This is a genomic window from Photobacterium sp. CCB-ST2H9 (assembly GCF_023151555.2).
Lineage (GTDB): Bacteria > Pseudomonadota > Gammaproteobacteria > Enterobacterales > Vibrionaceae > Photobacterium.
In genome coordinates this window covers 1,661,139-1,674,226 of the sequence record NZ_CP100425.1, presented here as the reverse complement: position 1 = coordinate 1,674,226, position 13,088 = coordinate 1,661,139, and the positions used below count along the sequence as shown (strand labels likewise).

Genomic DNA, 13,088 nt, shown 5'->3' with positions numbered 1-13,088 from the left:
TTTGGTTTATTCCTGCGGTCATTTGAGCTATCTTTACGCGTCACAATGTTATACCTGAAAGCAGGCGGATTATGCCAAGAAAAACCGATGAACTTCGTACTGTCAGTTTAGGGCGGATGCCTTCTCCTGACGAAGTTGAAGCTGCTCACCCAATCTCAGATGCCATCGCCGAACACGTCGACCGCTCCCGAAAAGAAATTGAAGACATCCTGACCGGTCAGGACGATCGCTTACTTGTCATTGTCGGTCCGTGCTCTGTGCATGATACAGAAGCTGCGCTGGATTATGCCCGTCGTCTGCTTGAGCTGAAAACACAATACAAAGATAAACTCTGTATTGTCATGCGAACTTACTTTGAAAAGCCGCGTACCGTCGTGGGCTGGAAAGGTCTGGTTTCTGATCCCCATCTGGATGGTAGTCTGGACTTAGTGGCTGGCTTGTACAAAGCCCGAAAGCTGCTGCTCGACATCAACCAAATGGGAATGCCTACCGCGACTGAATTCCTGGATATGATCACCGGACAGTACATTGCCGATCTGATCAGCTGGGGTGCCATTGGTGCCCGCACCACTGAATCACAAATCCACCGTGAAATGGCATCAGCCTTATCCTGTCCGGTTGGTTTTAAAAACGGCACGGACGGCAATGTAAAAATCGCGATTGATGCGATTCGCGCCACCCGGGTACCGCATGTTTTCTGTTCCCCGGCCAAAAACGGGGAAATGACTATCTATAAGACAGCCGGTAATCCGTATGGTCATATCATTCTGCGTGGCGGAAAAATGCCTAATTACCATGCAGAAGACATTCAGGCGGCCTGTGATGCGCTTGCAGACTATGATCTGCCTACCCGGCTGATTGTTGATTTCAGCCATGGCAACTGCCAGAAACAACACAAGCGACAGTTAGACGTTGCCGCAGATATCTGCCAGCAACTGAAAAACGGCAGCCGTCATATTGCCGGAATTATGGCTGAAAGCTTTATTGTTGAAGGCAACCAGTCACTGGAGCAAGGGCTGGAAGATGGCCTGACATATGGTCAGTCTGTCACTGACCCCTGTATCAGCTGGGAAGATACTGTCGACATGATTCAAATGCTGGCTGCTGCTGTGCAAAATCGCTAATTCAGCCAAGCGCAACTACCTTTAAGTCAGCGTTTTATGATATAAAAACGCCCATTAACACTGATGAGCAGGAATTAAACCATGCCTTCTTTTGATATCATTTCTGAAGTCGACACCGTTGAACTGAAAAATGCGGTGGATAACAGTAACCGAGATCTGGATACCCGTTTTGACTTTCGCAATGTTGAAGCTTCATTCAGCCTGAATAAAGAGATTGTCAAAATTTCAGCCGAAGCTGAATTCCAGGTTCTGCAAATGCGCGACATCCTTCGTGCAAACCTGGCTAAACGTGGTGTAGATGCCCGTGCCATGGAAACCAAGGATATTGTGCATTCAGGAAGAACCTTCTCGCAGGAAGCCATGTTCAAACAAGGCATTGATACACCAGTCGCCAAGCAACTGGTGAAAATGATCAAAGATTCAAAAATTAAAGTACAGGCATCCATCCAGGGCGACAAAGTACGTGTCACCGGCAAGAAAAGGGATGATTTACAAGCCGCGATGGCACTGGTTCGCAATTCGGAAGAACTGGATAAACCATTCCAGTTTGATAATTTCCGCGATTAATCTAAGCCAGCCTTCAGGAAGGTTCCCAGCCTTCCTGATTGGTTCCGGAACGATCCGACTTTTTACTCAACAACAATTAAGTTTTAGCTCAATATCACAACTTCCCGGCAACAGCACCGCTGCTGCATGATTTCCCCTTGAATCCAATCGCAAATTGTCATTTCCCATCAGGACAAAATCTTGATAATCGATACCTTGAACGCAGTCTATTTTTCCGGTCTGACTGCCGGTTTTTTTACTGCACGAAAGGAACCAATCATGAAACAAAAACTGTCCCCTCAGTGGGCGCTCAGGACCTTACTGGTCAGCGGTGCGCTCTTCTCTGCCAGTGTGTTTGCAACTGCAAACTATAGCGTAAACGGCGTGTATCAGGCCGGAGAACAGGTAATTTATCAGGGCGTCACCTATGAAGCGCTCAGGACAACGGAGAATGAAACACCCGATGCTCATCTGGGAGATGCCTGGAAACAGGTGAACACCCTGCTGACAACAAGTACGACTGTCGCGTCCTACCCTGCATATTCAAACAACGCGACCTATGTCGGCGGCGATCATGTTTCCTACAACGGACAAATCTATAAAGCCAAATGGTGGACCCAGGGCGAAGCGCCGGATGCAACACCGGGTACCGGCGTCTGGGAATGGGTCAGCGTTGACAACAACCCGGATCCGGGTCCAGGACCGGATCCAGATCCAGCCCCAGATCCCACACCATCCAACGGCATCATCGGGCAAAACCCGGATGGCAGTTACATCATGAGCAAAACCTATCTGGATGCCCGTGAAGCCGAACTGACCAGCTCTCCTGAATTTGCCAAGGTGTTCGAATCAATCAGCACCCGCGATAATGCCGTTGTTGAAGCCGTCGTTCCCGGTGCTTCCACCAACCCTGACAATGTTAAACGTGTTGAGTCCCTGATCAATGAACAGAAATGGGATCAACTGTTTCCGGAACGCAACACAGCCTACACCTACACCAATTTCCTGAAAGCCGTCGCCAAATTTAAAGGTTTCTGCGCCACTTATACGGATGAGCGTGCTGCTCAGTCTGATGCAATCTGTGCGAAGTCACTGGCGGTCATGTTTGCTCACTTCACTCAGGAAACCGGTGCACACAACCCGCATTCACCCTATGAAGAATGGCGCCAGGGGTTGTACTTTGTCCGCGAAGCCGGCTGTTCTGATGATGCAAACTCCTGTGGTTACAACAGCGAATGTGCAGCGACGAACTGGCAGACAGAACAGTGGCCTTGCGGTAAAAATCCTGACGGCAGTTATGTGAAATACTTTGGCCGCGGCGCAAAACAGCTGTCATATCACTATAACTACGGTCCGTTTTCTGACTTCATCTTCAATGATGTGAACGTGCTGCTTCAGGATCCGGATCGTGTCGCCAACAGCTGGCTGAATCTGGCTTCCGCAGTATTCTTCTTTGTTTACCCGCAACCGCCAAAACCATCAATGCTGCATGTCATTGACGGCACCTGGCAGCCAACCGCGACAGACATTGCCGAAAAACGTGTCCCGGGCTTTGGTGTCACAACCATGATCATCAACGGCGGCATTGAATGTACGCTGGAAACAGAAAAGCCGCAGTCCGTGAACCGTATTCAGTACTACCGGGGTCATGCTGCTGCACTGGGTGTTCCCGTTCCTGCTGATGAGCAGTTAGGCTGCGCCGGTATGAAACCGTTCAAGAAAACAGGTGACAATACATTTGGCCTGTACTGGGAAAATGACTGGAGTTACTACCCGGATAACCCGGGTGGCAGCAGCTTTGCCTGCCGGATTGAATCAGGTTACCAGACAGCACACACCACGCTGAAAAAAGGTGACTATACCAAGTGTGTGCAAAAATATTATGGTGTAACCGTCGAATAAGACTCACACTTCCATCCGTCTGATCTCCACAAGCCGGTGCTGAAAAGCCCGGCTTTTTCAATTCCATGCAATGAAAATCGTCATGCTGTGACACCGATTCCCCTATCTGTGACCAAGCCACTGATTTTTTTGGGTCTGGCTGCCGGCTTTGCTAGAGTGCAAGAGTCTGACCGTCCCGCTGACAGTTCGACACATCTCACTCGTTTATATCACTGACGGAAATACCGAATGACACTGCCCGAGCGCCCTTCTGACGATCAGCCGGAAAACCCACTCATCTGGTCAATTTTAGGTTTACTGGAAAAGCAACATGATGGCTGGATGGTCCACACGATGGCAGATGCGCTGAAGCAACAAGGCCTGATCAACACGCTGGACGACGTTCCCGAGCAGGATTTATTCAAACGTAACTTCCTGTTGATGAATGCTCTCTACCAGCTTCAGGATATGCTGCTGCCTGAGCAATGGCTGCAGGCACAGGCCATGGACATCAAGCTCATGGCCAATTCAGGTCATCAGCAGGTCGATGCAGCCGATCCGCTGAGAGAGTATTATCTGGACTGGCAAAACTACGAAGCAGACGCCAATGCAATCCGCGAACTTCTGTCTTCGTTCTGGAAACAGTACCAAAAGCATATTGGAACCCTCAGTGTGACAACCAATGCTTCCTGGCAGCAGGATCTGGCCATACTTGAACTGACTGCGGAAGCCAGTCCGGCACAAATCCGCCGTCAATGGCGCAAACTGGCCCTTCGCTGGCATCCCGACAGACCCGGAGGAGACACGGAGAAATTCCGTCTGGCCTGCGAAGCGTGGCAACGCATTCAAAACCGCCTTCACAGTTAGCCTGCTGACGCTGCACGACTTTTCCGTCAGCACCTCACCTCTTATTCAATTTTTTCTAATAAGCTGTTCGTCGGTTTCAACTGTTCTGCCTCCCAGAGCCGACGTACACTTTCTGTAACTCCCGGCCACGGCCGGAACCAGAAATTTGGAGGCAATCATGGCAATCAGACAAATTCAAAGCATCCTTCGCGCACACCAGACTTCTGATGGAGATGGCGTCAAAATTCAGCGTGTCCACGGGTTCGAAAATGCCGCATTTTCTCCTTTCCTGATGCTGGATGAACTGAAATCCGACGAAGCCGCAGATTATGTCGGCGGATTTCCGCCACACCCGCACCGCGGAATAGAAACCCTGACCTACATGCTCAAAGGTCACTTTCAGCACCAGGATCACATGGGGAACCGGGGCGAGTTAAAAGATGGCGGTGCTCAGTGGATGTCAGCCGGTAAAGGGGTCATCCATAGTGAAATGCCAATCATGACCGACGGTCAGCTGCATGGTTTCCAGATTTGGATTAACCTGCCAGCCAGTAAAAAGATGCAGCCGGCCCAATACCATGATTTCCAGTCCGACGTCATTGCTGAAAAGCAGTTGGGCCCAAACAATCTGATCCGGGTCATCGCAGGTGATTTGACTATTGAAGGTGACACCGTCACAGGTCCATTACAGCAAACCGGGGTGCCAACCACCATCGCAGACTGGCAAACCGCTGCCGGCGGCCAGTTAAACTCCTGCCTGAACCCAGACTTTCAGGCCATGCTTTATGTCTATCAAGGCGAAATTGACATTGATGGCAGAGCTGCAAAAGCCGGTGAGCTGGCGATCCTGAATGCCGGAGAAGGACTGTCAATCAAGGCTAAAGAAGATACGGGCATGCTCTTGCTTTCTGGCATGCCGATTCATGAACCCGTTGTTCATTATGGTCCCTTTGTAATGAACAGCATGGACGAAATTGAGCAAGCCATTCGTGATTACCAGACTGGCACACTGACAGACTGATATTCACAATCCACTGATAGAAAAACAGCCCGCAAAGACGGGCTGTTTTTTCGTTTGTCAGTTTTATCTGTTAATACAGGGAGGCCTCACCTTCCGGGCGGGTCTTAAACCGGCGGTGCAACCACATATACTGCTCTGGCGCTTCCATAATGATAGGTTCAACAGCATTTTTATTGATAAATGCTGCCGCCGCATCCGGATCTTTATGCGGGAAGCCTTCCAGTGGTTTAAAAATTTTCAGGGTATACATACCGTCATCCGTATCGCGGACAATGGCAATCGGCACGATGGCACATCGAGTCGCATCGACCAGAATGCTGGTCCCTGTCGTCGTACAGGCTTTATCGACTGCGAATAAAGGCGCGAAAGTTGAACGGCGGCGGCCATAGTCATGATCCGGTGCATACCAGACACGCTCTCCTTCACGGAGCGCGCGGAACATCCCTTTGACATCTTTACGATCCAGCATGTATCGGTTCGACCGTACCCTGCCATGAAACTGAAAATAATCAAAGCACGGGTTGTTGTTCGGGCGATAGACGCCAACTCCCGGAGCCCGTAAACCAAATGCACGCGCACCGATTTCCAGATTCATCGAATGTGCCGCGACCAGCAACACACCTCTGCCCTCTTTTTCCAGTTCATCCAGATATTCAACGCCTTCGAAACGAACGTGACGTTTGAAGCGCCATTCCGGCCAGAACCAGGCCATCCCGGTTTCAAACAATGCCAGCCCGGCATTATCGATATTCTGCTGAATGAGCGCTTCACGTTCCCCTTCAGGCATCTCAGGAAAGCAAAGTTCAAGATTTCGTTCAATCGTAAAACGACGTTTTTTCAGTAGCTTAATCGCCAGTCGGCCAATCCCTTTGCCCATCCAGAACTGAATTCGGTATGGCAGTAAACTGATGAGCTTCATAGTGCCAATCATCAGCAAAGTCGGCCAGTATCGGGGATGGAGAAACGCGATTTTGAATTCCGGTGCCGTCAATTTGCTCATAACAGAGACGATTTTCCTTATTGTTTAAAGCCAAGCCTGCACTGTCATCGTCACGGCAGACAGGAAAAGAACAATGTATTGTATACCAGCATCTTCAGCATGCAAGAATGACGATACCTGGTCCGCTCACAGCAGAAAACCAGTCAAAAAAAGAAAGCCACCCGAAGGTGGCCAGTTGAAAGTTATTTTTGTCATCATTTTTATAGTTATCCTTTTATCCCTGCGAAGTTTCAGCGCTTCCCCTAAGCCCTGGAGCAGTGATAAAGGCTTCCCTCTACACATCGAAATCCTGTTGGCTCAGCCTGAACTCTGATGAGAACGGATACGAGCCTGGTTTCTATGTTTATAAATGCACTAATCGCGCCAACTTTTTCGGTTTCTGTTTTTCAATCACTTAAAGTCAGTGTTCAAAAACACGCGCAGGAACCTGTAAAAAGACCTGACACTTTTCTGTGCCTGTTCATCCCACCGGGAATAGTGTTAACCTGCATCCACATGCCGACAATGAAAGGGAGTTCAGTTCACAGCCATGTCCATCAGCAAAACAAAATCAAGCTTTTACCGGCGCCTCTATGTCGCCCATCTCATTGATCAAGGCATTGCTACGGTGCCCGCTCTGCTTGAATATACCGGTATGCCCAGACGGACAGCTCAGGACACGATAAAAAGTCTGTCAGATCTGGATATTACCTGTGAGTTTAAACAAACAGAGGGAGAGCGCCACCGGATTGGGCGTTATGAAATACTTGATTGGGGTGCGATCAATAAACACTGGATTGAAGAAAACCTGACCGAAATTAAATCTGTACTGGATTATCCTTAAATTGCACGGTCATTTTTGTCATGAGTCGCAACTTGCAACTCATATTGCAATGCAATTTGCGCTCTTTTTAAATCCGCACCTGCCTTCGGTTCCACAAAGCGTCAAAAAATAGACTAAAAAGAAGGTGGGGTATCGGAAAATCCAGCCACAGATCGATTTACACCCGGGTTTTCGCGCACATACCATAAGGTCATGCAGCCAATGACAGAAAATTGTCATATTGACTTGGTTGCAAAGTAACCTAAGGAACTGTTTCTCACGAAAATAGCGCTAAAAATCGCGTACTCACTGGCAATATTAGCAATGTGTTGTGTTAGTATTCGGCCAAATTTTTCCAATAAGACAGTTTGTCACGGACAAAGAGAAGACGAATATGGCTTTAGACTTTTCAAAAATGACAGTGGATCTATCCGCAATGCCAACCACGATTGATATGGGACACGCCTGGCTGGCTGCCCTTGTTGTGATTCTTCTGCTGCTTTATGTCACAAAGAAAGGCAAAACAGTAGAAGTTGAAAAAATCGTTGAGAAAGAAGTCGAAGTTGAAAAGATTGTCGAAGTCGAAAAACCAGTCGAGAAAATTGTAGAAGTAGAAAAGATTGTCGAGGTTGAGTCGAAGTTGAAAACTGCAACCCCGGATGCCGCATTGCAACTGCTTTCTCTGTTGCAAAAAGAAGCACGTTTTATCGACTTTATGCAGGAAGATCTGAAAGGTTTTGCTGATGCTGAAATTGGCGCAGCAGCCCGTGTTATTCACGAAGGCGGAAAGAAAGTGCTGGATGAATACTTCCGTTTTGTCCCGGTACGCAGTGAAGAAGAAGAAAGCCGTGTTACTTTACCAGAAGGCTTCAATGCTTCTGAAGTCCGCCTGACTGGCAATGTTGTCGGCAACGCCCCATTTACTGGCACACTCATTCACCGCGGCTGGAAAGTCACCGACGTTCACTTACCTAAAATGGCAGAAGGACATGATCCGCGTATCCTTGCTGCTGCTGAGGTAGAGTTATAATGCAAGAAATTCAAGAACATAAATACAGTGTGGGGATCGACTTAGGCACAACCCACTGCGTGCTGTCTTATGTTGACCTGCAACAGGACGAAGCGCCCGTTCAAATAATGCCGATTGCCCAGCTCACTGCCCCTGGCAGTGTTGAGGAAAAATCGCAGCTGCCTTCATTCATGTATCAGGCGCACGAATCTGAGCTTGCTCAGGGTGATACCGCCCTGCCATGGAACGCACAGCCAAATGCAATTGTCGGTGCCATGGCCCGCAGCCTGGGCAGCAAAACGCCGATTCGCCTGATCGCCAGTGCCAAAAGCTGGCTTTGTCATGGTGGAGTGAACCGGCGGGATGCTTTCCTGCCCTTGAATGCACCGGAAGAGGTCGCAAAAGTTTCGCCCCTCGAGGCCACTCGTGCATACCTGAGTCATCTGGCTGAAGCCTGGAATCACCAGCATCCGGATGCTTCTTTGTTTGAGCAGGATGTCACCATTACGGTCCCGGCATCCTTTGACCCGGCCGCACGGGATCTGACTGCCGAAGCTGCCCGTGAAGTCGGCTTCAAACACCTGACCCTGCTGGAAGAGCCACAGGCTGCGGTTTACAGCTGGATTAAAAACAACGATGAAACCTGGCGGGACCAGGTCAGCGTGGGTGACATTATTCTTGTTGTCGATATCGGCGGGGGTACGACTGACCTGTCGCTGGTTGCGGTGACAGAAGAAGACGGTAACCTGACGCTGAACCGGGTCGCAGTTGGCGATCATATCCTGTTGGGCGGCGACAACATGGATCTGGCACTTGCCTTCCGGCTGAAAGCCAAACTCGCCCAGGAAGGTAAACAGCTGCAGCCATGGCAGATTCAGGCGATCACACATGCCTGCCGGGATGCGAAAGAAGCCCTGTTGAGCGACGAAAACCTGCGTGCTGTGCCGATCGTCGTTCCGAGCCGTGGTTCGAAACTGCTGGGCGGCACCCTGCAAACCGAATTGACTCAGGAAGAAGTGCAACAGACACTGGTTGAAGGCTTCTTCCCGCAGACCAGTATTGAAGAACACCCGGTTGAAATGCAGCGCGGCGCCCTGACCCAAATGGGCCTGCCTTATGCTCAAGATGCCGCTGTTTCCCGTCATATTGCCGGGTTCCTGAGTCGTCAGTCTTCAGCGGTTGATGAATTGTTTGACAGTTTTGAACAAATCCATGAAGGCTTTATCCGCCCGACTGCAGTGCTGTTCAATGGCGGTGTACTGAAATCAGATCTGCTGTCACAACGCCTGATGTCCATCATTAACCAATGGCTGACAACAGGTGGCAGTGCGGAAGCGAAACGCCTGCAGGGACTGGACCTGGATCTGGCGGTTGCGCACGGCGCCTCTTATTACGGTTCTGTCCGTCAAGGAAAAGGCGTCCGGATCCGCGGGGGTATTGCCAGCAGCTACTATGTGGGTATTGAAAGTGCCATGCCAGCCATCCCGGGCATGGAACCGCCTGTTGAAGCACTGTGCGTTGCACCTTTTGGTATGGAAGAAGGCAGTCACGCAGATGTTCCGAGCCGGGAGTTTGGTCTGATTATCGGCCAACCGGTCACATTCCGTTTCTTCGGCTCAACCGTTCGTCGTGAAGATGCACCGGGAACCCTGCTGGACTGGTGGCAACCTGAAGAGCTGGAAGAACTCCCTGCAATTCAGGTGACTTTACCGGTTTCCGATGGCCGCAGTGCCGGAAATATCGTACCGGTGAAACTTGCCGCCCGAGTGACTGAACTGGGTACTTTATGCCTGGAAGCTATCCCGACCGACGGTGGTCAGAAGTGGCAAGTCGAATTCGACGTTCGGGATAACTGAGTCGTTCACAACATTCTTTCTCACGGCGCATTTATTGCGCCGTTATTTTACCCGGCCCCAGCACAACACAATCACCACGCTTGCGGGCAATCGGGTTGAAATGCTCGGAGTCATACATGTCTTCTCCCCGTTATTTAGTCGGTATTGATTTAGGCACCACCCACACCGTGGTTGCCTACTGCCCTGTCACCGCCTCGTTACAAAATGAAACTGTAAAAATTTTCGACATTGACCAGCTGATCGCGCCGGGCGAAGTGGCACGTAAACCGCTGTTACCTTCGTTTCGCTATCACCCGACACCGGGAGAAATCCCTGCTGAACAGTGTGTGCTGCCCTGGGAAGTCCAGCCTGTCGATGGTGATTTTCCTGAAGCAATCATTGGTGAATATGCCCGTGAACTCGGTGCCAAGGTTGAAGGCCGGCAAGTCACCAGTGCGAAAAGCTGGTTATCTCATACCGGTGTGGACCGGAATCAGCCTATCCTCCCCTGGGCTGCGGCAAAAGGCGTGAAAAAAATCTCTCCGGTGATTGCCAGCGCCAGCTATCTCAACCATGTCAGACAAAGCTGGGACTATCATTATCCGGATGCAAAACTGGCACAGCAGGATGTTGTCATTACAATTCCGGCATCTTTTGATGAAGGTGCCAGAGCACTGACCGTTGAGGCAGCGAAACTGGCAGGCCTGCACAATTTCGTATTACTCGAGGAACCTCAGGCTGTATGTTATGACTGGTATGCACGACATCACACAGAAGCTGAGTCTTTGCTGAAAGACATTCCTCTGCTGATGGTCTGCGACGTGGGCGGCGGAACAACTGACCTCAGCCTGATCCAGGTCAGCTCTCAAAATGAGCGGCTACAGCTGGATCGTATTGGTGTCGGCGATCACCTGATGCTGGGCGGCGACAATCTGGATCTGGCTTTGGCTCATCTTGCTGAAAGCAACCTCAATGGTGATGGCAAACGCCTCAATGCAGCAGCGCTGTCAAAACTGATTCAACAGGCACGTCGGGCCAAAGAACAACTGCTCGCTGAACATGCACCCGAACAGGCCACAATCACTTTACTTGGCAGCGGTTCCAAACTGATTGGCGACAGCCGTTCTGTTCCTGTCAACCAGGATCAGGTCAGAGACATTGCCCTGAATGGCTTCTTCCCGATTTCAGCTGCCGATGAATATCCGAGTCAACGACAAAGCGCCATGGTCGAGTTTGGCCTGCCCTATGCCTCAGACCCTGCGGTTTCGAAACATCTGGCGAAATTTATCAGCGACCATGACATGGTTTGCCGCGAAGCACTCAAGCGGGCCGGTACAGAACCTGAAGAACACCTTGCTGCCGTTCCGCCAGCAGTTTTGCTCAACGGCGGAGTGTTTAACAGCCACATTCTGACCAACCGGATGGTGGATGTTTTCACACACTGGCGAAGTGACGGCGTCACTCTCCTGGATAACCCTCACCCTGATCTGGCTGTCGCATATGGCGCCGTGGCCTACGGAAAAGCCCGGCATGGCGCACAGCTCAAAATTGGTGGGGGTTCAGCACGTTCATTCTTCCTGGAGTTAGACAATCAGTCTCCGCCTTCAGGCATCTGCCTGTTACCCCGCGGAACAGATGAAGGTCAGGAGATTCTGCTGTCAGACAGAAAATTTGCACTGACACTGGGAGAACCAGTCCGCTTTCATTTATTTGCGACAAACGAAGATGCCCCGATTCAGGCCGGCGAAATGATGACACTGGATCACCCGCACATGGTGCCTCTGCCGCCTTTCATTGCCACCCTTGACAGCGATACAGACAGAGAATCCTTAGCCGCCAATCAAAAAGACAGAGTCAGCGTATCCCTTGCCTGTCAATTAACTGAAGTCGGTACGCTACAACTTGAATGCATTGATACAGAAAATCCGGCAAAACGATGGCAGGTCGAGTTTTCAGTCCGGAAAACGCCTGCCGGAAATCCGGAGCGCCAAGAGACAGATAACACCCCCATAGATAGCGCAGCACTGCAACATGCAACGGAAGCGATTCAAAAAGCCTATGGCGGAAGTAAGAAACATGCTGATGATAAGCCAGTCAAAACTCTGCGAAATGATCTGGAAAAATACTTAGGCAAACGCGAAGCCTGGGAAATGTCACAACTCAGATCCCTGGCTGATACATTCCTTGAAAGTAAAAAGCGTCGCCGCCGTTCCGTCGCTCACGAACGTAATTGGCTGAAAATAACCGGGTATACATTACGTCCGGGGTTTGGCGATCCAGTCGACAACTGGCGTATCAGCCAGATTTGGCCGCTTTATCAGCAAAACCTGCAATTTCACCAGTCTGTACAAAGCTGGAATGAATGGTGGATCTTCTGGCGGCGTGTTGCTGGCGGGCTGAATCAACATCAGCAGGAATCGATTTATAAGGACATTGCCAAATATATCAATCCAAGCGCAACCCGACAGCCCAAACTAAATAAAGAAATACAGGAACGCGGCTATGAACAAATGGTTCGGTTGGCCGCTTCTCTTGAAAACATTACATTTGAGAAAAAATTACAGCTCATTGAATGGTTGTTTTCTCGATTACAGAAACCACAATATGCTCAGGCGCATTGGTGGGCAATCGGACGTATTGCCAGCCGTTTCCCATTATATGGCAGTCGGCATAATCTGCTCAGCGGGCAGCATATTGCCTATTGTTTGCCTGAATTACTTGATCATGACTGGCGAGAATCACCTGATATTGCTCTTGCGGCAGTGATGATGACACGTAAAACTGGCGACCGGACTTTGGATATTGATGAAGAACTTCGGCAGCAGGTGATCGATAAACTTCAGACCAGTAAAGTACCGGAAAGCTGGATCAATATGGTTTCCGAAGTCAAAGTCCTGTCTCAGGAAGAAAATCAACGCGTATATGGTGATTCACTGCCTCGTGGCCTTATGCTATTAGAGTAAAAATTCGCTTATTAAGCTTACGTTAGGGTATGGCTGTTATTATACCGGGCATCAAATCTGC

10 protein-coding genes are annotated in these 13,088 nt (G+C 50.0%); 9 read left to right on the top strand and 1 reads right to left on the bottom strand.

The genetic code is table 11. The features are described 5' to 3' along the window. Positions 1–71: 71 nt before the first annotated feature. The 5 genes from L4174_RS07910 (at position 72) to L4174_RS07890 (ending at position 5,418) form a co-directional block, all read left to right on the top strand. Positions 72–1,124: a 3-deoxy-7-phosphoheptulonate synthase gene (locus L4174_RS07910; protein ID WP_248140155.1), complete on the top strand. Its 1,053-nt coding sequence runs from the start codon at positions 72–74 to the stop codon at positions 1,122–1,124. Between the two features lie 81 nt (positions 1,125–1,205). After that, entirely contained in the window at positions 1,206–1,691 is a 486-nt protein-coding gene (locus tag L4174_RS07905; RefSeq protein ID WP_248140153.1) for a YajQ family cyclic di-GMP-binding protein, read from the top strand. Between the two features lie 258 nt (positions 1,692–1,949). Next, positions 1,950–3,572, top strand: a complete 1,623-nt coding sequence (locus L4174_RS07900) for a glycoside hydrolase family 19 protein (protein WP_248140151.1) — start codon at positions 1,950–1,952, stop codon at positions 3,570–3,572. Positions 3,573–3,800: 228 nt separating this feature from the next. Beyond that, positions 3,801–4,418, top strand: coding sequence for a DNA-J related domain-containing protein (locus tag L4174_RS07895; protein WP_248140149.1), 618 nt, complete (start codon positions 3,801–3,803; stop codon positions 4,416–4,418). Between the two features lie 157 nt (positions 4,419–4,575). Further along, a complete protein-coding gene (locus tag L4174_RS07890) occupies positions 4,576–5,418 on the top strand; it encodes a pirin family protein (protein ID WP_248140147.1) in 843 nt (280 codons plus the stop codon). Between the two features lie 70 nt (positions 5,419–5,488). Here the strand turns inward: L4174_RS07890 and lpxL are convergent, their stop codons facing one another. Next, positions 5,489–6,418, bottom strand: a complete 930-nt coding sequence (lpxL, locus tag L4174_RS07885) for an LpxL/LpxP family Kdo(2)-lipid IV(A) lauroyl/palmitoleoyl acyltransferase (RefSeq protein WP_248140145.1) — start codon at positions 6,416–6,418, stop codon at positions 5,489–5,491. A 529-nt stretch (positions 6,419–6,947) separates the two neighbouring features. On the opposite strand from lpxL, the gene L4174_RS07880 reads away from it, so the two are divergent. The 4 genes from L4174_RS07880 to L4174_RS07865 all read left to right on the top strand — a co-directional run bounded on the left by L4174_RS07880 (position 6,948) and on the right by L4174_RS07865 (position 13,027). Further along, entirely contained in the window at positions 6,948–7,241 is a 294-nt protein-coding gene (locus L4174_RS07880; protein ID WP_248140143.1) for a helix-turn-helix domain-containing protein, read from the top strand. A gap of 394 nt (positions 7,242–7,635) precedes the next feature. Next, complete coding sequence (locus tag L4174_RS07875; protein WP_248141640.1) at positions 7,636–8,250, top strand: DUF2760 domain-containing protein; 615 nt, start codon at positions 7,636–7,638, stop codon at positions 8,248–8,250. Next, the gene (locus tag L4174_RS07870) at positions 8,250–10,085 is read left to right on the top strand and encodes an Hsp70 family protein (protein WP_248140141.1); all 1,836 of its coding nucleotides are present in this window, start codon (positions 8,250–8,252) and stop codon (positions 10,083–10,085) included. Before L4174_RS07875 ends, L4174_RS07870 begins: the two co-directional genes overlap by 1 nt. Before the next feature lie 116 nt (positions 10,086–10,201). Next, positions 10,202–13,027, top strand: coding sequence for an Hsp70 family protein (locus L4174_RS07865; RefSeq protein ID WP_248140140.1), 2,826 nt, complete (start codon positions 10,202–10,204; stop codon positions 13,025–13,027). Positions 13,028–13,088: the final 61 nt, after the last annotated feature.